This is a genomic window from Vibrio penaeicida (assembly GCF_030689305.1).
In the GTDB taxonomy this organism is placed as follows: Bacteria; Pseudomonadota; Gammaproteobacteria; order Enterobacterales; family Vibrionaceae; genus Vibrio; species Vibrio penaeicida_B.
The window spans coordinates 82,410-107,388 of record NZ_JAUYVM010000002.1; the positions used below are offsets into that span (position 1 = coordinate 82,410).

At 43.6% G+C, this 24,979-nt stretch carries 20 protein-coding genes; 14 read left to right on the top strand and 6 right to left on the bottom strand.

What is annotated here, in order from left to right; all coding sequences use genetic code 11:
• Window positions 1-128 precede the first annotated feature (128 nt).
• From Q8W40_RS03540 to udp, 7 genes are all read left to right on the top strand, one after another.
• Window positions 129-548: a CBS domain-containing protein gene (locus Q8W40_RS03540; protein WP_126608373.1), complete on the top strand. Its 420-nt coding sequence runs from the start codon at window positions 129-131 to the stop codon at window positions 546-548.
• A gap of 107 nt (window positions 549-655) precedes the next feature.
• Window positions 656-2,161: an MATE family efflux transporter gene (locus Q8W40_RS03545; protein WP_305395910.1), complete on the top strand. Its 1,506-nt coding sequence runs from the start codon at window positions 656-658 to the stop codon at window positions 2,159-2,161.
• 144 nt (window positions 2,162-2,305) lie between these two features.
• Complete coding sequence (locus Q8W40_RS03550; protein ID WP_305395911.1) at window positions 2,306-3,724, top strand: SLC13 family permease; 1,419 nt, start codon at window positions 2,306-2,308, stop codon at window positions 3,722-3,724.
• Between the two features lie 4 nt (window positions 3,725-3,728).
• A complete protein-coding gene (locus Q8W40_RS03555; RefSeq protein ID WP_305395912.1) occupies window positions 3,729-5,066 on the top strand; it encodes an ATP-binding protein in 1,338 nt (445 codons plus the stop codon).
• Window positions 5,053-5,526 (top strand): response regulator, encoded by a 474-nt coding sequence (locus Q8W40_RS03560; RefSeq protein WP_305395913.1) that lies wholly within the window; start codon window positions 5,053-5,055, stop codon window positions 5,524-5,526. The genes Q8W40_RS03555 and Q8W40_RS03560 overlap by 14 nt, the downstream gene beginning before the upstream one ends.
• A 160-nt stretch (window positions 5,527-5,686) precedes the next feature.
• Entirely contained in the window at window positions 5,687-7,975 is a 2,289-nt protein-coding gene (locus tag Q8W40_RS03565) for a zinc/cadmium/mercury/lead-transporting ATPase (protein WP_305395914.1), read from the top strand.
• A gap of 503 nt (window positions 7,976-8,478) precedes the next feature.
• The gene (gene udp, locus Q8W40_RS03570) at window positions 8,479-9,237 is read left to right on the top strand and encodes a uridine phosphorylase (protein ID WP_305395915.1); all 759 of its coding nucleotides are present in this window, start codon (window positions 8,479-8,481) and stop codon (window positions 9,235-9,237) included.
• Window positions 9,238-9,313: 76 nt separating this feature from the next.
• Here the strand turns inward: udp and Q8W40_RS03575 are convergent, their stop codons facing one another.
• Window positions 9,314-10,477, bottom strand: coding sequence for a DUF1887 family protein (locus Q8W40_RS03575; RefSeq protein WP_101115231.1), 1,164 nt, complete (start codon window positions 10,475-10,477; stop codon window positions 9,314-9,316).
• A 247-nt stretch (window positions 10,478-10,724) separates the two neighbouring features.
• The gene (locus tag Q8W40_RS03580; RefSeq protein ID WP_305395916.1) at window positions 10,725-12,716 is read right to left on the bottom strand and encodes a methyl-accepting chemotaxis protein; all 1,992 of its coding nucleotides are present in this window, start codon (window positions 12,714-12,716) and stop codon (window positions 10,725-10,727) included.
• Between the two features lie 360 nt (window positions 12,717-13,076).
• Here Q8W40_RS03580 and hinT point away from each other — a divergent pair, with 360 nt between their 5' ends.
• The 6 genes from hinT (at window position 13,077) to ycfP (ending at window position 17,522) form a co-directional block, all read left to right on the top strand.
• Window positions 13,077-13,427 (top strand): purine nucleoside phosphoramidase, encoded by a 351-nt coding sequence (gene hinT, locus Q8W40_RS03585; RefSeq protein WP_101115466.1) that lies wholly within the window; start codon window positions 13,077-13,079, stop codon window positions 13,425-13,427.
• Between the two features lie 144 nt (window positions 13,428-13,571).
• Window positions 13,572-14,900, top strand: a complete 1,329-nt coding sequence (locus Q8W40_RS03590) for a COG3014 family protein (RefSeq protein WP_305396305.1) — start codon at window positions 13,572-13,574, stop codon at window positions 14,898-14,900.
• Window positions 14,900-15,292: a YcfL family protein gene (locus Q8W40_RS03595; RefSeq protein WP_104400715.1), complete on the top strand. Its 393-nt coding sequence runs from the start codon at window positions 14,900-14,902 to the stop codon at window positions 15,290-15,292. The genes Q8W40_RS03590 and Q8W40_RS03595 overlap by 1 nt, the downstream gene beginning before the upstream one ends.
• Window positions 15,293-15,301: 9 nt before the next feature.
• Complete coding sequence (gene lpoB, locus Q8W40_RS03600) at window positions 15,302-15,892, top strand: penicillin-binding protein activator LpoB (protein WP_101115468.1); 591 nt, start codon at window positions 15,302-15,304, stop codon at window positions 15,890-15,892.
• A gap of 79 nt (window positions 15,893-15,971) precedes the next feature.
• Window positions 15,972-16,829 carry a phosphotransferase gene (locus Q8W40_RS03605; RefSeq protein WP_305396306.1) on the top strand — a complete coding sequence of 286 codons (858 nt, stop codon included), beginning with the start codon at window positions 15,972-15,974 and terminating at the stop codon, window positions 16,827-16,829.
• 144 nt (window positions 16,830-16,973) lie between these two features.
• The gene (gene ycfP / locus Q8W40_RS03610) at window positions 16,974-17,522 is read left to right on the top strand and encodes an alpha/beta hydrolase YcfP (protein ID WP_101115470.1); all 549 of its coding nucleotides are present in this window, start codon (window positions 16,974-16,976) and stop codon (window positions 17,520-17,522) included.
• A gap of 129 nt (window positions 17,523-17,651) precedes the next feature.
• On the opposite strand, the gene Q8W40_RS03615 is transcribed toward ycfP, so the two are convergent.
• Window positions 17,652-18,134: a type II secretion system protein gene (locus Q8W40_RS03615; protein ID WP_305395917.1), complete on the bottom strand. Its 483-nt coding sequence runs from the start codon at window positions 18,132-18,134 to the stop codon at window positions 17,652-17,654.
• 534 nt (window positions 18,135-18,668) lie between these two features.
• Between Q8W40_RS03615 and Q8W40_RS03620 the strand changes: the two genes are divergently transcribed.
• The gene (locus tag Q8W40_RS03620) at window positions 18,669-19,958 is read left to right on the top strand and encodes an NAD(P)/FAD-dependent oxidoreductase (protein WP_305395918.1); all 1,290 of its coding nucleotides are present in this window, start codon (window positions 18,669-18,671) and stop codon (window positions 19,956-19,958) included.
• A gap of 130 nt (window positions 19,959-20,088) precedes the next feature.
• On the opposite strand, the gene Q8W40_RS03625 is transcribed toward Q8W40_RS03620, so the two are convergent.
• The 3 genes from Q8W40_RS03625 to mfd form a co-directional block, all read right to left on the bottom strand.
• Window positions 20,089-20,634: a GNAT family N-acetyltransferase gene (locus Q8W40_RS03625; protein WP_305395919.1), complete on the bottom strand. Its 546-nt coding sequence runs from the start codon at window positions 20,632-20,634 to the stop codon at window positions 20,089-20,091.
• A 39-nt stretch (window positions 20,635-20,673) separates the two neighbouring features.
• Window positions 20,674-21,438, bottom strand: a complete 765-nt coding sequence (locus tag Q8W40_RS03630) for a peptidoglycan binding protein CsiV (protein WP_305395920.1) — start codon at window positions 21,436-21,438, stop codon at window positions 20,674-20,676.
• Between the two features lie 80 nt (window positions 21,439-21,518).
• Entirely contained in the window at window positions 21,519-24,977 is a 3,459-nt protein-coding gene (mfd, locus tag Q8W40_RS03635) for a transcription-repair coupling factor (protein WP_305395921.1), read from the bottom strand.
• Between the last annotated feature and the right edge of the window lie 2 nt (window positions 24,978-24,979).

Sequence of the window (24,979 nt, forward strand, 5' to 3'; positions counted from 1 at the left end):
GACACTTGATCTATACCCCTACAATAGAGCGGCTTAAGAGTCTCGTGGTGGCGGGTCGGGATACAATTGGAATTTAAGAGCAAATGTTACCTAGGTTAACTGCGCTTAGGGACATATAAGGAGCGAAGATGGAATCATTAAAAGTGAAAGATTACATGGTGCACCATGCAGTTACCTTTTCTAAGGACATGTCTTTGACCGCAGCACTCGATAAGGTAATGAGCTCACAGCATATGGGCGGACCCGTTATTGACGAGCGAAAGCAGGTCATCGGATTTCTTTCTGAACAAGATTTGCTCGATAAGCTCGTAAAGGTAAGTTACTACTGCCAAGATACACATATAGTCGGAGATTGTATGAGTTCAGATGTGCTTACGGTGACACCTGAAATGTCCGTCATTGAGCTGGCAGATATGATGAAAGTTGGAAAGCCCAAAGTTTATCCCGTCGTTAACGTTGATGGAAAATTTTTAGGGATCATAACGCGAACCGAAGTGCTTAAAGCTATTGGCGTAAACTTAAAAGATTGTTTCCAACATCCGGTCTAAATTATCGCGAATGTGTGAAATCTCGATAATGAAATGAATTATTAAGGCGCATATTGCGCCTTTTTTGTTATTGTTTCCTACCAAGAATAAATTATAAAGGTGTCAATATGGCAGAGGGAGAAGCTAAGTTTGTAACTGGTTCGACGATGAAGCACATACTTACTATGTCTGGTGCAGGCTCGGTGGGTTTATTGGCATTATTTGCGGTCGATCTTCTTGATATGCTGTTTATCAGTATGTTGGGGCAAGTTGAGCTAGCTGCTGCAGTTGGGTTTGCCGGAACATTACTGTTTTTCTCTACCTCGGTCTCCATTGGTTCTTCTATTGCAATGGGAGCGTTGGTATCGAAAGCTTTGGGGGCTAAGCAGCATGAAAAGGCTGTGAGGCTTGCTAGCAATACGCTGGTGGTTTCTTTCTTTATAACGCTGGTCGTTACCTTGTTCATGTACGCGTATTTGGATGAGTTGCTCAGTGCTGTGGGCGCAAAAGGAATGGCGTTGGAGCGTGCCAAGGCTTATTTGCAGATCATGTTGCCAAGCAGTCCATTCTTAGCGTTGGCAATGGCCTGTGGAGCAGGTTTACGCGCAAGCGGCGATGCAAAGCGAAGCATGTGGGCAACACTGTCTGGCGGTATAGTGAATGCGATATTGGACCCTATCTTCATTTTTGGCTTCGACTGGAACGTCGAAGGTGCTGCGGCTGCTTCCGTTGTAGCACGATTCACGGTGCTATACGTTTCATTCGTGCCTTTAATTAAAGTTCATAAATTGGTGAAATGGCCAAATATAACCGAGGTTGGAAAGGACTTACGTACCATTTTAACTATCGCACTTCCTGCTGTTATCACAAACACTGCAACGCCAATTGGTAATGCTGTAGTTACAGCCAATATTGCCCAATTTGGCGAAGATTATGTCGCGGGTTTTGCGGTGATAGGTCGTGTCATACCGGTCGCTTTTGCGGTGATTTTTGCACTATCGGGCGCCGTAGGACCGATTATTGGGCAGAATTATGGTGCAGAAAGGGTAGATAGAGTAAGGGACACTCTACGTAACTCTTTGTTATTTGTGACGGTTTACTGTTTGCTTGTGTCAGGGATTTTGTATCTCGTACAAGATTTCATCATTTCTGGGTTTAGCCTTACTGGTGATGCACAAATCATAGTAGCTGCATTTTGCACCGTAGTATCGCTTAGTTTTGTTTTCAATGGAGCACTGTTTGTAGCGAATACCTCGTTCAATAATTTGGGAAAACCGATTTATTCGACCGCTTTGAATTTAGGTAAAGCGACTTTAGGGACAATTCCATTTGTATACTTAGGTGCCGAGTGGTTTGGCGCTTTAGGTGTGTTGTATGGGCAGGCAGTAGGTGCTGTTGTATTTGGCATATTGGGCATTGGCGTGTTACAGCATCATGTTCAATCGATGTTTGCATCTCAAAAATCAACACCAGAAATCATCCCTGAGGAGATCGACCCAGCAACAACAACCGTTAATATGGCCCCCTTTTGTAACTGTGATCCAGTCATGATGGAAGAAGTCACCGCTCAGAAACCTGTTTGTGAAATGGCGAAGACGACACAGCAGCGTAACTCGCACTTACCAGAGGTGTAATTTTCAGAATTGGCTTGGAAGATAATTAGGGTCTAAGGAACCTAACGAATAAGTTTGCATATTCATTGATCTAACGCCATAAGCTTGCTTCCTTATATCGCGGATAATATCTACATCCGCAGTATAAGGAAGCACAGTCGTCATATGCGTCAGTACATCAAGTATTTCGTTCCAATTTTTATTCCCCTCCTCGTTTGGATGTTGCCTTTGACGGCGTTTCCATTTGAGGGGATGACCATACTTCAGCAACGTGTCATTGCTATCTTTTTGCTTGCCGCACTATGTTGGGTTTTTGAGCCCATTCCTATTTACGCCACATCAGTCGTCATTATTGTATTGGAGTTGTTATTGCTTTCCGATAAAGGGCTCATCTTTTTTCGAATGGATCAAGGCCAGCCGCATTTTGGTGAACTGCTCAAACACAGCGATATAATGGCAACGTTTGCTAGCCCTATCATCATGTTGTTTCTTGGCGGGTTCTTTTTGGCAATGGCTGCAACGAAATATCGTTTAGACGTGAATTTAGCTCGTGTTCTGCTCAAACCATTTGGTAGCAGCCCAAATAACGTGATGTTAGGGTTAATGTTGATCACTGGTGTCTTTTCCATGTTCATGTCTAATACCGCGACAACAGCGATGATGCTATCTATTTTAGCTCCGGTAATTGCAGTCTTCGGTCCGAAGGACCCTGGTAGAATCGCATTTGCTTTGTCTATCCCCGTTGCTGCAAATATTGGTGGAATCGGTACCCCCATTGGCACGCCACCCAACGCCATTGCTTTGAAATACTTAACCGGCGATAACGTGATTGCGTTTGGCGAATGGATGGTGTTTGGCGTGCCATTTGTGGTTGTCATGATGGCACTAGCATGGGTTGTAATCGGTCGGTTTTACCCAGCCAATGAAAAGAAGATTAACCTGAATATTAAAGGAAAATTCCTTAAAACCCCCAAAGCCATAACCGTTTACGTAGTGTTCGCGTTAACCATTCTACTATGGCTAATGGGATCGTCTCATGGGATGAATTCCTATACCGTGGCACTTATTCCTGTCGCCGTATTCTCTTTAACTGGAATTATCAATAAAGAAGATCTTAAGAAGATTTCTTGGGATGTTTTGTGGCTAGTGTCTGGCGGTATTGCGCTGGGTCTTGCTCTCGATAAAACAGGGTTAGCTCGATTAGTTGTGCACAGTATCCCATTCGATGAGTTCTCTCCCTACGTTGTACTTGTTGGAGCCGCCTTCTTATGTTTGTTAATGGCAAACTTTATGTCTCATACCGCGACAGCAAACTTGCTTATGCCAATCATGGCTGCATTAGGTATGTCTATGACTTCGTTGGCACCGTTAGGAGGGGAGGTAACACTTATACTCGTTGTTACTTTCGCGGCATCGCTTGGCATGTCTTTGCCTATTAGCACGCCCCCGAACGCGCTAGCTCATGCGACAGGTAATGTGGAGAGTCGTCAAATGGCGAAAGTGGGCGTTATCCTCGGAGTTGTCGGTGTTTTATTAAGCTTTGTGTTGGTCTGGATCCTTCATGCAGTTGGACACATAGGATAAATGGATGCATAACAGTGTAGAAAAGATTGTTGAACACTATTTCTCTAATCCTCAATGCTATCTATCTTTAGAAGCAGGTGAACCATTGCTGGTGCAAGGTGAAGAAAATCGCAGGCTTTTTTATGTGGTTTCTGGGGAATTAGAAGGCTTAGTTTCTTTTGCCGGGACCAATGTAAACACAAAGGTCTTTAGTGCGTCAGAAGGGGCATTTATTGGCGTTCATAGTTTTTTTTCTGGCAATTACCTAGCTTCATCCAGCGTTGTTTCTCGATCCCCAAGTGTGTTGGCTTGGATTGATAACGATACGCGCCCGATAGACGAAGACAGCTTGGGGTCATTAACTCAACAATTCACACCCGTTATATTGAATGAGCTATCTCGTCGCCAAAAGCGAGCAATGCAAGAATCCGTGGAAAAAGAACAAGTACTTACCCAACTGCATACCGCTGAGCAGATGACAACATTGGGGCAGCTAGCCGCGGGGATTTCTCATGAGTTGAATAATGCGGTGGGTGTATTAAGCAGCAAAACGGAGCGTCTACAAGATGTAATTCTTGCCTTACTCGAAGAGCTGCATCCCGGTGCCAGTCAGTTCGTCGATGCAGGGTTAATGAAAGGTCAAAACGTAGGTTCGGCAGAAGTTCGCGCGCGGGCAAAAGAGATTATTGATAAACACGGCTTAGATAGAAAGATTGCGAAATCCTTAGCCAGAGCTTTGTCGGTTAACGACTTAACCCAAGATTGGCTTAATACACCGGAAGAGGCGGTGAAATATTGGGGAGTTGGGCGCGATTTACATGACATGAGAGTTGCTTCTCGCCATGCGGTTAGCATTGTTAAATCGGTTAAGCAGCTTGGAAGGGGAGACTCTGAAGTAAGCGAGCCTGTTGACGTGAACGAAAGCATTCATAAAGCGCTTGCCCTACTTCAAAATGACTTGCGCCGAATAGATGTTCGTTTTAGCCCTGCTGCGACAGCGGTGATCGCCGGAAGTGAAAGTGAGTTGGTTCAAGTTTGGGCCAACATACTGAAGAACGCCTGTGATGCGTTAACGCCTACCAATAATCCTGGAATCGATATTATTACTCGTGTGAGCGAGGCACACATTAAGGTGACGATCGCCAATAATGGACCTGAAATAGAAGAAAGTATCCGTAGAAAAATCTTTCACCCCAACTTTACGACCAAGAAAGGCGGATTGTCGTTTGGGTTAGGGCTAGGGCTTTCAATAGTGAAACGAATTGTGAGCCGTTATCAGGGAACGGTGGTGGTAAAAAGTGGCCCTGAAAAAACCATTTTCAGAATCAAATTACCCATGGAGGTTGGTAATGGAAAAAATTAATGTTATTTGCGTAGATGACCAACGAGAAGTGCTGAGCGCTGTGGTACAAGACCTCGCGTCGTTGGAGGACTGGTTAGAGATAGAGGACTGCGAATCCGCAGAAGAGGCTCTTGAACTCATCGATGATTTGGACGCAAAGGGAGAACACATAGCACTGATCATTTCTGACCACGTTATGCCCGGTAAGTCGGGTGTGGAGTTACTCACGGAGATCTCTGAGGATAGACGATTTACTCATACTAAAAAGGTACTTCTCACAGGGCAAGCCACACACCAAGACACCATCAGTGCAATTAACAAAGCACGTATAGAAAGCTACTTCGAAAAACCGTGGAATGGAACAGAGTTGGTCGACTGTGCTCGTAGGCTGGTAACGGAATACATTTTTGATGCAGGAATGGAATACGAATCGTATCAATTACAATTGGATCAACAAACAGTGTTCAGTCGTTTGAGGTAATTTTCACAAAAACAACCTTTGCCAAAAATAAGCTTGACCTTAGACTCGACTCCAAGGTGTATAGTCAATATCAGTTATTGCATACGACTTACTGTTCATATGCGAGCCCAAAGATTTTGCCATGAGCTATTGGGTACAAACGATAAAAAGGATAATGACTATGTGCATAAAACATGAAGGCTGCAGTAACAAAAATACTGCTTCTACTCTGTCTATTAGCAGTTGCGCTCCTATCGCTCCATTAGACAGTAACACCAAAATTGGACGCTGTTGTGACAGCGATGCATGTTCTGGTGGAGGCGAAATTTCTTCGATAGAAGAGGAAAGTGAGCGGCTGCCAGAAGGTGATACACTTTCTGGCAGTTGGAAAATATTGGGTATGGACTGCCCGTCATGCGCTCGTAAAGTTGAAAATGCGGTCTCTTCACTTTCTGATATTTCACAAGCAAAGGTTCTATTCGCCACAGAGAAACTGGTGGTGCAATATTCAAAAACGGAAACCTTGGCACTGGTTGAGCAAGCCGTTCTCAAAGCTGGCTTTCAATTCGAACAGCCTCAAAGTTCTAAACCGTCCAATTCAGATGAAAACAAATGGTTATTGCTTTTTAAAAGTAACCTCAACATTATTGCACTATCCAGCGCAATGGCGGTGTCAGCCGTTATCAACCAATTTTCCCCGGTGATAGCCTCATGGCTGTTTACGCTGGTTTGCCTTGCTGGTCTTTATCCCGTAGCTAAAAAAGCCTTCCAATTAGCAAGGAGTGGGACACCTTTTGCAATCGAGACATTGATGAGTGTTGCCGCAATTGGTGCACTGTATCTCGGTGAAACCGTCGAAGCGGCGATGGTATTACTGCTGTTCTTGCTCGGTGAAAGGTTGGAAGCCTATGCCGCTTCGAGAGCGAGAAGCGGGGTTCAGTCTCTCATGGCGTTAGTCCCTGAAACGACGATTCGCATTGAAGGTAATGCTCGCGTTGAAGTGGCTGCCTCCGAGCTGACCATTGGGGATGTTATCGAAGTCGCACCTGGCGATCGTTTACCTGCGGACGGGAAGTTGTTAAGCGGCAGTGCCAGTATTGACGAAAGTGCGCTGACTGGCGAATCGGTTCCCGTCGAAAAGCAGGCAGGCGAGCAGGTGATGGCAGGGTCGGTTGTTGCCGACAAAGTGATTAGGCTGACGATTACTTCCGCACAAGGCGAAAATGCGATAGACCGCATTCTCCATCTAATTGAAGAAGCAGAATCCCAAAAAGCGCCTCTGGAACGTTTTCTAGATAAATTCAGTCGCTGGTATACGCCACTGATGATGCTGGTCTCTCTATTGGTTATTATTACACCTCCCTTATTCTTTTCACAGCCTTGGGAAACATGGGTGTATCGCGGATTAGCTTTACTATTGATTGCATGCCCTTGTGCTTTGGTAATTTCAACGCCAGCTGCTATTACGTCGGGTTTGGCGACTGCAGCCAAACGTGGTGCGCTGATAAAAGGGGGGGCCGCTCTCGAACAACTTGGCAATATTGAGTCGATAGCGTTCGATAAAACAGGCACGCTGACTCAAGGCAAGCCTGAAGTGACGGATATCATTTCTTTAAACGAGCTTTCTGAGGAATCTCTCCTTAGAGACGCCGCTTCGGTAGAAGTAGGGTCATCACACCCATTGGCAAAATCGTTAGTAAAGAAAGCGGAATCTGCTGGTATAGCATTGCCTGAGGCTGAAAATAAGCAAGCGCTGGTGGGAAGTGGGATAACTGGTATTGTGGATGGGAAGTCTTTGTCCTTGATTTCACCTTCCAAGTTTCGAGGTACTGTTACTGAAATCGATAGAGAGCGGGTTGAATCCCTAGAGTCCAAAGGAAAAACAGTTGTATTGGTTATTATCGATGACGTACTTGAAGGGTTAGTTGCATGGCAAGACACACTTCGTTCCGATGCAGCTGAAGCCATTCAAAAGCTAAAAAGTCTAGGTATCGACTCCATAATGCTAACTGGTGACAATCCATTAGCGGCTAAGGAGATGGCACAACAAGTATCAATGGATTACAAAGCGAGTTTATTGCCTGCTGATAAAGTCACTTACGTAAATCAGATGGCTTCTCTAAAAAATACCGCAATGGTTGGAGATGGTATTAACGATGCCCCAGCGATGAAAGCCGCTTCAGTCGGTATTGCAATGGGAGGTGGAACGGATGTTGCCCTTGAAACAGCTGATGCTGCATTAACTCATAGCCGACTGGTAGAGTTACCTGCAATGATTGAGCTATCTAGAGCAACGTTAAGAAACATTCAGCAAAATGTGGTATTGGCGTTAGGGCTTAAAGGCATATTTTTGGTTACTAGCTTATTGGGCATTACTGGTCTTTGGGTTGCTGTGCTTGCTGACAGCGGAGCAACGGCATTGGTGACATTAAATGCGTTGCGTTTGCTGCGATTTAAACCGCAGGCTTGAGGGAAGCCCTTGAAAGGGCTTCTTGATACTTCTTTTTAGATTTAGTGCCCAGCTCTAGGTGCATATTCAGCTCATAACTTTTAAGGATGGTTTGTTGTTTGAACCATCCTTAAAAACCTCATTAAGTGTTCTAGGTGACCCAGCCAGCAAGAAATTAAGTACCTAAATATAAATCTATACAGCAACTGTGTTTGGTTCTTATTCGGTAAACTTTATTCGAATTTGCATTTATATGTGATGCAAATCGATTAAATGTGAAATTTGTTGATAATAGCCAAATGAATTCGTGAATCCGATCACCAATTGTTGGCTTTTAGTCGGTTACAGTATTTGGGTACCCATTAATCAATCTAACATCCCCAAAGCTTCTATCAAGCTGAACTCAAATGAGCTCGGCTTGTTCTCCTTTTTTCTGGAGAAAGTAAAAAAATAAAGTGAAGGATAAAATTCCTTTTATAATTTATTGGGGTGACAGAAACAAAACGACAACAAAGGAGTCCTTTATGTCTGAAGCTGTATTTCACCTAGGTGTTACCAAAGAAGATCTTGCTGGTTCTACATTGGCTATCATCCCTGGCGATCCTGCTCGAGTTCAAAAAATTGCTGAGCAAATGGAAAACCCTGTATTTTTGGCAAGCCACCGTGAATATACGTTGTACCGAGCAGAATTAGATGGAAAGCCTGTTGTTGTTTGTTCTACAGGTATCGGCGGTCCTTCAACTTCTATTGCTGTTGAAGAGCTTGCTCAATTGGGCGTCCGTACTTTCTTACGTGTAGGTACTACTGGTGCTATTCAACCACATGTGAATGTGGGCGATATGATTGTAACCACGGGTTCTGTTCGTTTAGATGGTGCTAGCCTTCATTTTGCACCAATGGAATTCCCAGCTGTTGCTGACTTTGACATTGCGACAGCGATGAAAGAAGCAGTTGTTGAAGCTGGTGCGACTGCGCATACAGGTGTAACGGCATCAAGTGATACTTTTTACCCAGGCCAAGAGCGCTACGATACTTTTTCTGGTCGTGTTGTTAAGCGCTTCCAAGGCTCTATGCAAGAGTGGCAGGACATGGGCGTTCTAAACTTTGAAATGGAATCTGCAACACTGCTAACCATGTGTGCGAGTTCTGGGCTTAAAGCGGGCTGTGTCGCAGGCGTTATTATTAACCGTACTCAAAAAGAAACACCTGATCACAGCACACTGAAAGAGACAGAAGCGAAATCGATCAAAATTGTGGTCGAGGCTGCACGTAAAATGCTGTAAAACCAGTAAATAAATGAAACGAAAAAGGGCATCAGTGATGCCCTTTTTGAGTATTGAGAGAGAGGCTTAGCGAGCTTTAGTCTAAATCTTCGTGCCCACCAGCATCTTTAAACCAATGAGTGAGGTTTGACTTTAGATCTTTTAACTCATCGGGTCCGATTAATGCTAACCCTAAATCTTCCGCACGAGTGATGTCATTGTGACGAAGTGGACGAAAGCTCACCAACATAGCACGAGCTTGCAAGCCTCCCAGTAAATCTCTGAGTGACTCCAACTTGTAAAGCGTGTCGTCTCCGTCGTCTCTCATGCCTTTCGTTTTACATTCAATAATGTGCAGCTTGTTATTAACGACTGTCGCGACATCTAATTCATTCCGTACTTCTTTTTCACCCAATTGACGATAGACCTGAACGTTCAATGAACGATCTTGAATGGTAGGAAGTTCGTCTTGAATTTGTTTTACAGTGCTATGAACTAGGTTTTCCAACCACTCACCATTTGAAAAGCGCCGTGCGTCTTCGTTGGCGAACGTTAAGATTCCATTTTCATAGGTAGCCAGTTCAGTATCAACAAGATCAGAAATGAGCATGTCTAGCTCTCGGTAACCTTGTTGCTTTTCAGTCAGTGATACATCCAGTTTCTGTTCTTTACGGCAGGTTGTCGCTAGGTAGTTGAGAGTAGCCAGACCAGGACCAAGTTCAAGGGCATTTCCTGCCCAGCGCTCACCTAATTGATAGAGTTTTTGATCGAGCTGCTCTGGAATGACTTGTTCGGAAAACTCGCTTCTAGCCCCAAAAATGGTGAGGTAATCTTCAATTTTTATATGATCTTGTACTTGGGCATCTTCGCGACCGTCAGGGTATAGCCAACAAAGCTTGTCACTGAAAGGTTCAACCACAAAAATTGGCCAGTGATAGGTGCGAAATACCTCGTAAACAGACAGCAATCGATGCCTTAATCCACAACTGGCATTGAGCTTTACTTCCACATTTCGAGTTTGTAAGTCTTCCGCAAGTGCTTGAATGGATTTTTTAATTTTTGACGTATTAACCGCACTTGGTATTTCGTAAAATTCGGAAGTTATGCCTCTAGGCGCTAGTATCGAGTAGAGTCTTTGGTACATTGATTCTTGGTTCTTATCACCAATGAATACGATATGCGTACTTACTGTTCTGTGATCCAAAAGTGGCGTCACCAGTCGCACAGGATCTTGATCGATAATACCTACATGTACGGCCATTTCATGTCCTCAATAAACGGACCTGCTGGAAAATGAGAGTTAAAAAATCAGCAAGTAATTAAGTTATGGGGATGGGGTAAATAAATAACAAGAGCTATGCATTGAAAACTGCATCTTCAAAAAAGGACTTAAAGCCTAGAAGAGAGAACAAGAACGGTTCATTTGTATTGTTAATAAAACTGTTCTTAGCGAGAAAGCTAGCCCACTTTGAAAGTGGGCTAGACGTTGTTTATTTGAATGCTCAGGCTTAAAGCTTGAAGCGGTGAACAATATCACCTTGCTGACTGGAAAGACGCGTTAGGTCTTGGCTTACCGTGGCAATTTCCGACATCGCTTCATAGCTTTGATTCGCTATGCTGTTGATGTCGTTTAAGCTTCTAGCAATACTGCTGGATGTCGCTTGTTGCTCTGCTGCCGCCTGCGAAATGTGATTACTCATATGGCTAATCTCTAAAATCAGAGCCTGAATTTCTTCCATGGCGCTGTTCGCATCGGAGGCCTGAGTAACAGATTGCTCCATATCACTCATGCAGCTTTTTATCACTTGATTAGCTGACTGAGAGCTGCTTTGGAGGTTGCTGATCATGCTTTCAATTTCACTGGTGGAATGTGTTGTTTTTTGAGCCAATACCCTAACTTCATCCGCAACCACGGCAAAACCACGACCCTGTTCTCCAGCGCGAGCGGCCTCAATGGCTGCGTTAAGCGCAAGTAAATTGGTTTGCTCAGCAATACTTCGAATAACATCCAATATGGAGCCAATCTCACTGCTCATTTGTTGAAGTTGAGAAACGGCATTAACAGAATCATTTAATCGGGTTTCAAGCTGATTGATCGTTGAAATATTCGCATTCATAATCTTTCTGCCAGACTCGGATGCAGACTCCACTTTATGAACCATATCAGATGAGCTTTGTGCACTTTGCGCAACTTCGGTAACCGAGTGTTCCATTTCCGTCATTGCAGTAGCAACTCCTGCGGCTTGCTCTCGCTGGGCGTTCAGTTGGCTTTGAGCTCCGACAGAGGTGCTTCTATTCGCAGACGCCACTTCGGTTAACTCATCGGCTGCTTCATTGAGTTCTTGCAAGATATCGTGAAGGTTGTCGGCCAGTGAGTTTATATGACGGCTTACTCGGCTGAACTCGTTGTTGTAGCGAATATCAATCCGTTTTGTCATATCTCCAGCAGTGAGGCTTTCCAATGTTGCCAATATTCGCGTAAGCGGTTCTCGAACACTGTGTGCAACGTGGTAGCCAATTCCAAGGGCGATTGCACAGACAATTACACCGATACCAATAGCCTTAATATAGCCTTCTTCGTACACTGTTCCCGCTTCTTCAAGCGACTTTCCAAGCTGGTTTGAAGCGGTTTCATTGAATGATTCAAGTAGCTGCATCGAGTCATCGACTTTAATTGCTAAATTAGCAATATTGTCGTAAAGCTTTTGACGTGCAACTAAATAGGTATGGTGCTGATCAAGTACGCCGCCCGCTTTTCCTACATCCCGAGTAAACTGGTTAACGGACTCATCGAAGACTTCTTTTAAAGGAGGAAGTTGATTCACCAGTCCACGGTATGCGTAATTTAAATGAGTAACGGCCTTTTTATTTTTGTTTACGGCTGCTTTCACAAATTCCGCATCACTGCTTGCAAGTGCATCAGACGTGACAGTTTGGGAGTCTTTCAGTTTATCGAAATAACTCCCCGACATAACTTTTACGACGACATTATCTTGCTTGTTTACGTATTCCTTCATACGAACGCTGAGCTCTGTATGCAATCTTTGAAAGCTGCGAGATGATTTTTGTACATCTTCTTGAGCCGAAAACATGGCTTTGTAGTTGTCCATCGCTTCGATGGCTTCCTCAAAATATTGACCTTCCATCTGACGTAACTCCTCAATTCTAGGAGCGATTTCAGGAATAGAACGGCTGGCTTCTTCCAAAGCAATCAAAGCTTCTTGAAAACTATTTTGAGCCTCGATGAACGCCGATTTGGAGTTGTCCATTCGAGATTGACTTTGTGTGGTTAGGAAATCCTTAAATGCTTTATCAGCAGAAAGTAATCGAACACTTGTTTGGTTAGACATTGAAACTAAAGGTAAAGACGTATTTGAAACCGTCTCGAAGTTGGTGTGTATTTTTTCCATTCCACCCATCATGATAGTGATGGTCACAATGAAGAGCACTACAATGAGTGCAAAGCCCGCATACATGCGCCGTATGACTGAACCCTTCATACGTTCTCTCCCAGATCAAAAAAGGCTCGAAAAGTGTCAGAATCTACAATTAATCTTCTAACTGAGGTATCGACTGAGCCAAAAAATAAATAAATGTTGCCGAGGTATTCTACGACGAGTATCAAAAATTTACTTTGACGAGCTTTAAAGTTTCCGTATGTGATATGGGTTCAAAAGCATTTTAGGTAATAAAACTATCACTACGACGTACTATATAATGCATCTGTTATGTACAGTGTTTTTTATTGTTATATGTATTGGGTTCCGCCATACTATTGTTTCTATATCAAAAAGATATTTGTAGAATATCAATGAACTTAGCATTCATTACTACGGTCAATCACTCAGGAGCTCGCGACCATGGCTGAAGAAACCATATTTACAAAGATTATCAATAAAGAAATTCCAGCAGATATTGTATTCCAAGACGATTTGGTAACGGCATTTCGCGACATTAACCCTCGCGCTCCTAAGCATATTCTTATCATCCCCAATAAACTTATCCCTACCACGAACGACGTAGAAGCTGAAGATGAAGCTATGATGGGGCGTATGTTTACCGCAGCGAGAAAAATCGCAGAGCAAGAAGGCGTGGCACAAGATGGCTACCGACTCATCGTGAACTGCAATGCTCACGGCGGTCAAGAGGTGTACCATATACACATGCATTTGGTTGGTGGGCAACCACTTGGTCCTATGCTTATCAGCTAATTAAGATGGATTTGATAGTATTCATCATCAATTAAAAATACAAAGCAAACGTTAGGGGCCGGAGTGTTTTTTGTTCGAAAAACAAGTTTAATCCAGAAAGCGGCAGTTATTGGCTCAAGTGCTCTTTTGAGTGCTTGTGCGACGATGTCTGCCGGAAACCTGTTTAGCCACTATAGTGCGCAAACAAAAGAAGTGTATTTTGCTGTTCGTAACGGAAATTATCTTGAAGCCCAAGCCAGTTTAACTCACGATATTGCCGGTCCGATTTTAGATAATATGGAAAAAGGCAGGGTGTCTTTTTTGGCAGAAGACTACTCACAAAGTTTATCGCTTCTCCAAGTGAGTGATAACGCGGTAAAGGTATTAAACGATAGAGCCATCATTTCTGTCAGTGAGACGGCTTCATCGGTAGGGGCATTGGCTACCAATGACAACCTTACGACCTATGAACCAGCAGATTATGAATTGGGATTTTTACATTTATATTTAGGGCTGAATTACCTTAAGAAAAATGACTTATCCGGTGCTCTCGTTGAAATGCGCAGGGCGAATCAAGTTCAAGAGCAGGCCAAAAAACGCAGGCAGTCTGAACTAGAGTCAGCGCAAGAATCGGCAACACAACAAGGTGTCTCGCCAAACATTGCCTCAATCATGGCTAATTATCCAGACGCAGGTAAAACGCTTCAAGCCGTTCAAAATGGTTACTTACTTTACTTGTCAGCGTTACTTTATGAAACAGATAACGATCTAAACAGCGCTTACATTGACTACAAGCGTGCGTTAGCTGTTATGCCTGAGAATGAAGAAGTCGTTGATGGTGTGCTGCGAGTCGGTCATAAACTCGGCATGAGGCAAGATTTAAAAACGTACGAAGCGCGCTACGGCAAATACTCTAAACCGTCAAAAGATAAAGGTAGAGTGATTGTTTTAGATGAGCAACGTATCGTGAAAGCGATGGACTCTTGGAACTATTCTCTACCCATTTACAGTTCTAGAGATGACCTGACATCAATCTATAGTTTGGCGTTACCCTATTATCCGAATATTGAAAGTTACCCTTCGGCAAGTTTGATGCTAAATGGTCGGTCTTTAAACGGTTCGGAGCTAGTGGATGTCAATCTTATGGCACAAAACAATCTTAACGAGCGGATGCCAAGCATTGTGATTCGTCAAGCGTTGCGTGTTGTTGCAAAAGATCAGCTTAGAAGAGAAGCAGCAAAAGGTGATGATGTCGGTAACGCATTATTCAGTATTTGGAATGCACTTACAGAGCAAGCAGACACCCGCAGTTGGCAAACATTACCTGCCAAGGTGTACAGTAGCAGTCAACAAGTGAATTCAGGGGAACATACTCTCGTTGTGAACGGTCAAAACTATACTTTCAATGTTAAAGCCGGACAAACTACTTTGGTTTGGGTATCACGACAAGGGACAGGGTCGTCAGTGTGGCACAAACAATTAGGGGCTATCTAATGAAAAGATTATCGATTGTATTATTGTCTGCGATTGCAGCGTTCGGTTGTGCTCAGGCACCTACCGCTGGTTTGAGTATCGATGGACAATCGCAAAGAGTGATTATGAACGACAATGCGTTAGGCGGTCGTTTAGATATCGACAATATTGATACGGATGAAGTGAATGGTCACGCACGTGGCATTGTTCGTCTGGCAAGCCAATACAAAGGCGACCAGCATGTTCAATATCGCTTTTATTGGTACGATGACAAAGGCTTAGAAGTAAACAGTAAACCTGGCGCTTGGCGCAAAGTCATTGTTAGAGGTTTTGAGACGATTTCGATTTCAGAAGTCTCTGTGAACCCTAATGCGACTCAATACCGTGTTCAAATTCGCCAAGCTAATAACTAAGGAAACATTATGAAAAAAAGTGCTATTGCCCTACTTGGACTCGCTGCAATTTTGGGTGGTTGTTCAAACCAAGTGTCTTATGGTGACGCTCAAGCCGTTGAAACGACCACTATAGATTTTGGTTCTACTGACCTACAAACTATTGCAGGTCAAATGGTAGACAGTATGCTGATGTCAGGTTCTGTAGCGGCAATCACTCGTGAGAGCCGTCCAATTGTTTTTGTTGAGCGAATCAAGAACAAAACCAGTGAGCATATCGATACTGAATCCATCACGGATTCAATCAGTACTAAAATGCTGAACTCTGGTAAGTTCCGTTTCGTTGATATGGACCGTGTTGAATCGGTACGTGAACAACTGAACTTCCAAAACAATGACGAACTTGTAAATCAAAGCAGCGCTATCCAGTTTGGTAAGATGGTGGGTGCTCAGTACATGTTGTACGGAAACCTAGCAAGTATCGTTAAGAACGCAGGAAGTGACCAAGACGTTTACTACAAAATGACGATGCGTTTAATGGACCTAGAAACGGGTCTAATTGAATGGGCTGACGAAACTGAAATTCGTAAGCAAAAATCTAAGAGCTTCCTAGGTCTATAAGCTTCAGAACTATAAGCATAGGATCTATACGCTCTAGGATTGTAAACGCTAAATGAAGAGGTAGTGTTAAGTGGCAAAAATGGGATGGCAAGAGGCAGTTCAACTCGATGATTCCTTAGTATCACTTACCGACTACTTTCCTGACCCACCAGAAGAGATGGAACTTCTCTCTGGTGGGCTTAGCAATAGATGTTGGAAAATATCCCATCAGGATCGCCAATACGTATGGCGACCAGTTTCAAAAAGTACGTCAGTTTTCGGTATTTCACGTGCTAACGAATACCACCTTCTAATGGCGCTTTCCCCTTATCAATTCTCACCAAATCCAGTTCTAAACAATGAGCGTGGATTACTCGTCAATTGGATTGACGGGCAACCAGTTGGCGATCAAATTTCTCAAGATGAACTTTTGAATACTCTCGCAACAATTCATAACGTCCAGATAAACGATAAACCCATTCAAAAACTGCTGTTTTCCGAAAAAGTTGATCACTTGTGGATGCAACTTGCTAACGAACAGAAAGACGAAGCCTTAGTTAGTCTATATAAAAAGCATCGTGAACCACTGTATTTACCTGAATCACTAAAAACCTTATGTCATTTGGATTTAGGTGCTTACAACTTAATTCGAGCGCGCGATGGGATTGGTGTCATCGATTGGGAATATTCGGCTATTGGTGATCCTAGGATGGATCTTGCAATGACGATTGAAGTTTCCGGTCTTAGCCCTGAAATCGCGGTAGCAATGTATTGTCATTATCGTGGGATCGATTTGTCCGATATGGGTGAGTGGCAACAGAATGTAGAATTGTGGTTACCTAAAATCCGACTGTTAGGGATGTTGTGGTATCAAATAGGTTACCAGTTGTGGGGTGACGATTTGTATTATGAACGATTCCAGCAGCTTAAAATGGAGTTGTTGAAAACGCTTAATTGAGCGTAAGCGCATTGAAGACGGTTTTGTATAAAACTGCTAGAAAGATCACTTTCCTAAACATTCTCTTTTATTGATTCTTTAAAACCCTAATGTTCGTGGTAGATTTGTTGAATAACAACATAAAATGGCACCGTAGGAGGTTCCATGATTATCTACTTGCACGGCTTTGACTCAACTAGCCCCGGAAATCACGAGAAAGTACTTCAACTTCAGTTTATTGATGATGATATTCGATTTGTAAACTACAGCACTTTGCACCCCAAGCATGACATGCAGCATTTATTAAAAGAAGTCCACAAAGCAATGGAAATGTCTTCCGATCCAAACCCGCTGATCTGTGGGGTAGGGCTAGGTGGATATTGGTCTGAGCGTATTGGTTTCTTGTCTGGTATTAAACAAGTCATTTTTAACCCAAATTTACACCCAGAAGACAACATGCAAGGTCGTATTGACCGTCCCGAAGAATATGAAGACATCGCGACTAAATGTGTAGAGAAATTCAGAACAAAAAATAAAGATAATTGCCTTGTGATATTGTCACGAGAAGATGAAATCCGGAACAACCAACTCTCGGCTGACGAGCTTGAACCATACTATCAAGTCGTTTGGGATGAATCTGAAACCCATAAGTTCAAAAAAATCTCGCAACACTTACAGATGATGAAGCAGTTTAAAGAGCAAAGCGAAGGTTGAGAATCGAATCGACGAAATTTTTCACTTCATGCACTTAGAACCCAATAAGCGTCTGGCTTACCTTGAAAAAATGCCACATTAAAGTGGCATTTTTTTGAGTCTCTTAGATAGTAATGGGACGTTGGGCTCTTAATTCATACCGTTTTTGCAAGTCTTTGATGAATATTCGATGTAGCCCAGCGAGTTATTCCTTACATCTAGATAGCACCCTTTTGCTCTAATACTATCGACATTGTCGTCTTTCAGCCCAAAGTGGAAGATAACCCCATTCTTACCGTTAACCTCTCCGCGAGGTACGTAATCCGTCATTGTAATTGATGTGTCGATGGCGTTTTTTAAGTTATCGGAAGTTGTGACAATATTTCCTTTTGTAATCTGTAGCTGCTTTCCTTCAACCTCGATTGTTGCGTCGGAGCGAAGATGAATATTCTCGGTGAGTGCGATACCTCGCACAAATGTGTTTGCGCTACGCACGGCACTACCAGCACTTTCAATAACACTTGTTTTTGATGTATCGATAACTTCTATAAATCTAGGTGTCGCTACTGATGCTAGAACACCTAAAATTGCGATGACAACAATCATTTCGAGGAGAGTAAACCCTCGCTGCATATTCGTACTCAACTTGTATAAACTCTGGAATGCTCAACATTTATTACCTACCGTATAGAAGCTTTTTATGGCGTGCGAGCGCAAAGGTTAAACGAAAGTATCGATATATTAAGTTAACGCTCACTTAAGCTTCCTTCCTCTATATTGTCCAACGGTAAGTAAAGCCTTAATACTTTGAATCCTTGTCAATTCCTATGGCGGTGCTACCACATAAAGGATGACATCTAATGGTTCAAAAGCTCATCAATTAGTCTGAAAACAAAGGATTTATTACAAACATAAGTTGCCAAGCTGGTGTGGGGCTTTATAATGATTTTTGAAGATATTTTTGATAAATATCAAAAAAATTTGAGAGCGAGTAAGAAACTTGCCCAATATATATGTGCTAGAGCACACTTTGATCCAAATTGTGATTCCTTAGGTTTCCCTTCACTTCGTTGATATGAGGCTTCGTTACAAGCCCAAAAGAATTCAATGCTTTGGCTGTTTAATCAGCGGGAGCAAATATTTTTCATATTACATAGGAGTGTCGTTGTGACGCGTATTATAGTTGTAGGCGGTGGTGCAGGTGGACTTGAACTTGCGACCAAGCTAGGGCGGACTTTGGGTCGAAAAGGGCGCGCAAACGTGACTTTGGTTGACCGTAAAGCCAGCCATTTGTGGAAACCTTTGTTGCATGAAGTGGCAACGGGTTCTTTGGATGAAGGTGTCGATGCATTGAGCTACCGAGCTCATGCTAAAAATCATCACTTTGATTTTCAAATGGGCAGCCTAAAAGACATTGATCGAGAGCGTAAGGTTATTTTCTTAACCGAGCTTCGAGATGAGCAAGATGAACTTTTGATGCCGGAGCGAGAACTTGAGTACGATATTCTCGTTATGGCAATCGGTTCTACCTCAAATGATTTCAACACGCCAGGTGTTCGAGACAACTGTATTTTCCTTGATAGTCCAGAGCAAGCTCACCGTTTCCGTACTGAAATGAACAATGAGTTCTTGAAGCTACATGCGAAAAACGGCCAAGGCACGGTTGATATTGCGATTGTTGGTGCTGGTGCAACGGGAGTAGAGCTCTCGGCCGAACTTCACAATGCTGTCAAAGAACTCCGAACTTACGGTTTTGGGGACTTGGACTCTAGCAAGCTCAATGTAAACCTTGTTGAAGCGGGCGAGCGAATTCTTCCTGCACTACCACCTCGTATTTCCAGCGCTGCGCATCAAGAGTTAACCAAGCTTGGTGTTAATGTACGCACAGCAACGATGGTAACTCAAGCCGACAAAGACGGTTTAACGACCAAGGATGGCGAGAAAATTCATGCTCAAATTATGGTTTGGGCTGCGGGAATCAAAGCCCCGGACTTTATTAAAGACATCGCCGGTTTGGAAACAAACCGCATAAATCAACTGGTCGTTAAAGACACACTACAAACTACGCGTGATGATGACATCTTTGTTATTGGTGATCTTGCGCAATGCACTCAAGCTGATGGAAAATTTGTGCCACCACGTGCGCAAGCTGCCCACCAAATGGCAAGTCAAGCGTTTACCAATATTGTGGCGAAATTGAACGGACGCGATATTAAGCCATACATATACAAAGACCATGGCTCACTGGTTTCGTTAAGCCGATTCTCTACAGTAGGCAGCTTGATGGGTAACCTTACAAAAGGCTCCATGATGGTTGAGGGTAGGATTGCCAGGGTGGTTTACATATCATTGTACAGAATGCACCAAATGGCCTTACACGGTGTGATTAAAACGGGGCTTATGATGCTCGTTGGTCGAATTAATCGCGTGTTGCGTCCAAACTTAAAATTGCATTAATTCTGTGTTTTTTACTATTCAATGAAAAGGGCTCGTATGAGCCCTTTCTGTTTGAAATTCATCTTTATTCGAGATTGTCCGTTCACTAGTACGACCATTTTCAGATGCGACGAATACTCAGAAAAAGTTGTTATTCAGGAATGATCGAATATACGATGCCATCTTTGGGATTGCCGTTATGAACGAAACGGTTTCGTGCAACTCCTTCGCAGATGGCTCCACATTTTTCAGCAATTTTGTGGCTGATGATGTTCTCGGGGTCGCACACTATTTCCAGTCGAGTCAATTTCATCTTACTAAAGCAGCATTCGATTAAAGCCTCTAGCGCTTCCTTTCCATAACCTTGATGTTGATATGAATCAGAAATCCAATAGCCTAAACACCCCATATTGAAGGACAAATAGCGTTCAGTGAGAGCGACCATCCCCATAAATTGGTTAGTTTTCCTATCAAAAACACCGAATCCAAAAGCGAGACCTTTTAACCAGTTAAGTCGATTGGCTATGAGGAAGTCATAACCGTCTTCAGTCGAAAAATCGCTGTCGCACCAGTCGAGCCATTGATGGAGAGACGGGGAGGTTTGAATCGCTTGCGTAAACGACCCGACTTCTTCATTTTTAATCAAACGAAGTTCGAGCCGTTGGGTGATGATGCAAAAATCAGGTGAAAAGTGCATAGTCAGTAGAGACCAAATGACTTAATCAATACGTCGGGCTTAATCAACACGACGAACTTGAATTATCATACCCATTAATGGGTGATCCAAATAGTGGGTTTCAGTGCTGCGCATACGTCGCTTCTGGTCCATGCGGTAAGATTTAAGAAACTCTTCAACTTGCAATGTTGGGGAAACGGACTCCAAGTTACCAACTTGAACAGTATCGTTACCTTCTTCGGGTGTTAGCTCTAAATCTTTTTCTTCGAATGTTACATCGCGAATACTTGGCTTTTTTAAATCAAGTTTAATGTCTGCAAATAGGTAGTGCTGTACGTAAACTTGAAGTTTTCCTTCCAGTTCATAGTTTGGTTGGAAATGGGTTTCTTCGGTAATCCCATCACCTAAATCTGCAACTAACTGGTTTTTCGTACGAGCTTTACCTGTTTCATCGAACTGCTGAGAATAATCTTTGCCCGCGTTAATTTTAAATACTGGCGCACTGTGGTTGCCTCTGTCTCCTTGTCGCCAAGCAACATGAAGAAGAGGGGTAAATGCCGCGTGTTTTCTTAATGCGTTGTATTGTGCGTTGAGCGCGTAGCTTGATTTGGGCAGCAAGGCGGCCCCTTTACGGCGCATTCCCTCTGAATCTTGGAAAGAATAAGCACCCTCTAAAGTGATTTTCGGTTTTTGATTGGGCCAAGCTTCGTTAAGAATTTCGGGATCCACTGCGCGTTTAAACAAAATGACTTCGATATCAAATTGTCGGGCTGCCATAGATTCAAATGAAAACAGGCACAGCAGTAATGGGATCAGTTTTTTCATTGTTGCTCCGTCAGATAAGAGCGACGGTACGGCGCTCTTTGGCTGTAAATAGGCATTCGGTAAGCGTACCAAATTACGGTTTAACTTGGCAGGCGATTCTCAGCAAACTGTTGAAGTAAGTCGTTAATAAAACGCACTCTTTCACGGCGATCTGTTAATGGTATCGCAAACTTCAGCTTGGTTGGACCTTCCATTCCATATTTTTGCGGTGCTGATTGCAGCAATTTAACAAGAAATGCAGGGTTAATGTCAGCGGTAGGATAAAATTCAATAAATCCACCTTTAGCATGTGCTTCGATTTTCTTGATGTGCATTTTGCCAGCTGTCAGCTTCACTTCGCTTATTGCCAGTAAGTTTTTAGCGGCATCTGGAAGCGTGCCAAATCTATCGATGAGTTCGACTTTCATTTCTGCCAATTCATTCTCTGTACTCACACTAGCAATGCGTTTGTACATCGATAAACGTGTGTTGATGTCAGGGATGTATTCATCGGGCAATAGTGCAGGTAAGCGCAGTTCAACTTCGGTTTGATCTCGGAGAAGTTCATCCAGAGACGGCTCTTTCCCTTCTTTTAGTGCTTCTACCGCTTGTTCTAGCATTTCCATGTAAAGGGTAAAGCCAACGGATTGAATCTGACCACTCTGATCATCACCCAATAGTTCACCAGCACCACGAATCTCTAAGTCGTGCGTGGCGAGTGTAAAGCCAGCGCCTAAGTCTTCAAGCGATGCTATTGCATCTAACCGTTTAATGGCATCCTTTGTCATGGCTTTTGGATGTGGTGTGAGTAAATAGGCGTAGGCTTGATGGTGTGAACGACCAACACGTCCTCTTAATTGGTGCAACTGTGCCAAGCCAAAATTGTCTGCTCTATCCATGATTATGGTGTTTGCCGTTGGTACATCGATACCCGTTTCGATAATGGTCGTACAGACGAGAACGTTGAAACGCTGATGATAGTAATCATTCATGATACGTTCCAGCTCTCTTTCTCTCATTTGACCATGAGCGACGGTAATGCGAGCCTCTGGAATCAATTTTTCAAGATCAGCAGCGACTTTATCGATGGTTTCAACCTGATTGTGCAGGAAGTAAACCTGTCCACCGCGCATGATTTCACGCAGTACCGCTTCTCGCGTCACGCTATCTTCTCGCTCGCGAACAAACGTTTTAATTGCCAGCCTGCGCGCGGGTGGGGTTGCAATGATAGAAAGATCACGCATACCACTCATTGCCATATTCAGTGTTCTAGGAATAGGCGTTGCGGTAAGCGTTAATATGTCCACATCGGCACGCATGGCTTTTACTTTTTCCTTTTGGCGCACACCAAAGCGATGCTCTTCATCAACAACGAGCAAGCCTAAGTCTCGGAACTTGATGTCGTTTTGGAGGAGTTTGTGAGTGCCAATAATGATATCGACTTTGCCTTCTTCGACATCGATAAGTATTTGCTTTTGTTCTTTCGCTGATTTGAAGCGAGACAACACTTCCACGCGAATGGGGAGGTTAGCAAAGCGGTCTCGGAAATTTTCAAAGTGCTGTTGAGCCAATAAGGTCGTCGGAACGAGCACTGCGACTTGCTTACTATTGTCGGTAGAGACAAACGCAGCACGCATCGCCACTTCCGTTTTTCCGAAACCTACATCTCCACAGACCAATCTGTCCATCGCTTTCGCTTGGCACATATCAGACAGTACGGCGTTAATAGCCATTGCTTGGTCATCGGTTTCTTCAAAAGGAAAACTTGCTTTGAAGGTAGCGTATTGCTCTCGGTCTAGCTTGAATTTGAATCCAGGTTTGAGCTCACGCTTGGCGTATACATCCAATAGTTCAGCAGCAACATCTCGAACTTTTTCCGCTGCTTTTCTTCGTGCTTTTGCCCACGCTTCTCCACCAAGCTTGTGAAGAGGTGCGCTGTCTTCTGCGCCACCTGAATAACGGCTGATGAGATTGAGTGAAGATACCGGAACGTAAAGCTTTGCTCCATTTTGATATTCGAGCGTTACGTATTCCGTTTGCATTCCACCCGCTTCTAGCGTTTGAAGCCCAGTATAGCGACCGATACCGTGATCTAAATGAACGACGGGCTGCCCCGGTTTCAGCTCCGCTAAATGGCGAATAACGGTATCGGAATTGACCGCTTTGCGATCTTTTTTACGCCTTTGAATCACTCGATCACCGAGCAAATCACTTTCGCAAATTATCGCGAGATTTGCAGATTCATGGATGAAACCATGCTCGGCCGCACCGAGAATCAATGTGGTTTTGTCTTTAGACTCTAAAGCATGAGTGAGATGATTATGCTCGACAGGCTTTAGCTTGATTCGTTGCAGCAGTTCTAACAAGGCTTCGCGTCTACCTTCGGATTCAACCGAAAACACAATTTGACCACTGAATTGTTCAATGAACTGGCGAAGCAATGCCATAGGTTCTTTGTGTTGGTGCTGAACGTGTAATTCAGGCAGACCGCATATATTTTCGTTTGTACGACCTGCTTTTTCTGAAATGGCTTCGATACTAAGCAGTGATTGAGGCAGTAATTTGAAGCGAGCGTACAATTCATCTTTTTTAAGCCACAGGGCTTCAGGCTCAAGTAAAGGACGAAGTGGATCGACTTTACGTTGATCAAATCGGTAATCCACATCCGTTAGAAATGTGTCTACCGCACTGTCTAAGTCACCGACGGTAACAAGTAGCGTATTGTCAGGAAGATAGTCGAACAGCGTCTCTGTTTCTTCAAAGAACAATGGCTGCCAATATTCAATACCGGCTGGCCATGTCCCTTTACTGATCTGCATATAAATGGATTCGGGTTCTCGGCGCGCCTCAAATTTCTGGCGCCAACGCCCACGAAAGTCTTCAATGGCTTGTTCGGTGGTAGGGAATTCGTGAGCGGGTAGCAGCCGAATCTCTTGGATGTCGTCGATCGAACGTTGATTTTCAGGATCGAAAGTACGAATACTGTCTATTTCGTCATCAAAAAAATCAATACGATAAGGGTCACTTGCCCCGGTTGGGTACAAGTCGATGATTGAGCCACGGCTTGCGTATTCACCCGGACCAAACACTTGGTCCACATGCCTATAACCAGATTTCTCCAATTGAAGGCGCAATGCATCCAGTGAATAATTATCTCCACTCTTCACCATCAACGTGTGTTGAAGTAAGAAACTACGAGGAGACTGACGTTGGAGCAGGGTGCTTACTGGGATGACAGTGATGCCATCGCCTTGACTCGGCATTTGATAAAGGTGTGCAATCCTGTCAGAGATGATGTCCTGATGCGGCGAAAAATTATCATAAGGCAATGTCTCCCAATCGGGAAACAGGTGGACATCTCGCTGTGAAAATTGCTCGACCTCAGCGGAAAGCTTGAGCGCTAATTGTGGATCTGGGACAACAAGTAACAGGTGCCCTTGATGTTGCTCTGAAAGCTGTGCGATCGCGATCGATAGTGCCGAACCTTTAAGGTTACCGACGTGCTTTTTATCTCCCGCGTTACTTGGTAACGCCAGAGAAAGAAGATTTGAATTAGGCATAA

Bases quoted from the DNA above. Each gene is read 5' to 3' on its own strand.
- Q8W40_RS03615 (WP_305395917.1), bottom strand. From the start codon at position 18,134: ATGCAGCGAGGGTTTACTCTCCTCGAAATGATTGTTGTCATCGCAATT.
- Q8W40_RS03575 (WP_101115231.1), bottom strand. From the start codon at position 10,477: ATGGCCGTACATGTAGGTATTATCGATCAAGATCCTGTGCGACTGGTG.
- Q8W40_RS03550 (WP_305395911.1), top strand. From the start codon at position 2,306: ATGCGTCAGTACATCAAGTATTTCGTTCCAATTTTTATTCCCCTCCTC.
- Q8W40_RS03545 (WP_305395910.1), top strand. From the start codon at position 656: ATGGCAGAGGGAGAAGCTAAGTTTGTAACTGGTTCGACGATGAAGCAC.
- lpoB (WP_101115468.1), top strand. From the start codon at position 15,302: ATGAAAAAAAGTGCTATTGCCCTACTTGGACTCGCTGCAATTTTGGGT.
- Q8W40_RS03630 (WP_305395920.1), bottom strand. From the start codon at position 21,438: ATGAAAAAACTGATCCCATTACTGCTGTGCCTGTTTTCATTTGAATCT.
- Q8W40_RS03595 (WP_104400715.1), top strand. From the start codon at position 14,900: ATGAAAAGATTATCGATTGTATTATTGTCTGCGATTGCAGCGTTCGGT.
- Q8W40_RS03560 (WP_305395913.1), top strand. From the start codon at position 5,053: ATGGAAAAAATTAATGTTATTTGCGTAGATGACCAACGAGAAGTGCTG.
- udp (WP_305395915.1), top strand. From the start codon at position 8,479: ATGTCTGAAGCTGTATTTCACCTAGGTGTTACCAAAGAAGATCTTGCT.
- Q8W40_RS03580 (WP_305395916.1), bottom strand. From the start codon at position 12,716: ATGAAGGGTTCAGTCATACGGCGCATGTATGCGGGCTTTGCACTCATT.
- Q8W40_RS03555 (WP_305395912.1), top strand. From the start codon at position 3,729: ATGCATAACAGTGTAGAAAAGATTGTTGAACACTATTTCTCTAATCCT.
- Q8W40_RS03565 (WP_305395914.1), top strand. From the start codon at position 5,687: ATGTGCATAAAACATGAAGGCTGCAGTAACAAAAATACTGCTTCTACT.
- mfd (WP_305395921.1), bottom strand. From the start codon at position 24,977: ATGCCTAATTCAAATCTTCTTTCTCTGGCGTTACCAAGTAACGCGGGA.
- Q8W40_RS03590 (WP_305396305.1), top strand. From the start codon at position 13,572: ATGTCTGCCGGAAACCTGTTTAGCCACTATAGTGCGCAAACAAAAGAA.
- Q8W40_RS03605 (WP_305396306.1), top strand. From the start codon at position 15,972: ATGGGATGGCAAGAGGCAGTTCAACTCGATGATTCCTTAGTATCACTT.
- ycfP (WP_101115470.1), top strand. From the start codon at position 16,974: ATGATTATCTACTTGCACGGCTTTGACTCAACTAGCCCCGGAAATCAC.
- hinT (WP_101115466.1), top strand. From the start codon at position 13,077: ATGGCTGAAGAAACCATATTTACAAAGATTATCAATAAAGAAATTCCA.
- Q8W40_RS03540 (WP_126608373.1), top strand. From the start codon at position 129: ATGGAATCATTAAAAGTGAAAGATTACATGGTGCACCATGCAGTTACC.
- Q8W40_RS03625 (WP_305395919.1), bottom strand. From the start codon at position 20,634: ATGCACTTTTCACCTGATTTTTGCATCATCACCCAACGGCTCGAACTT.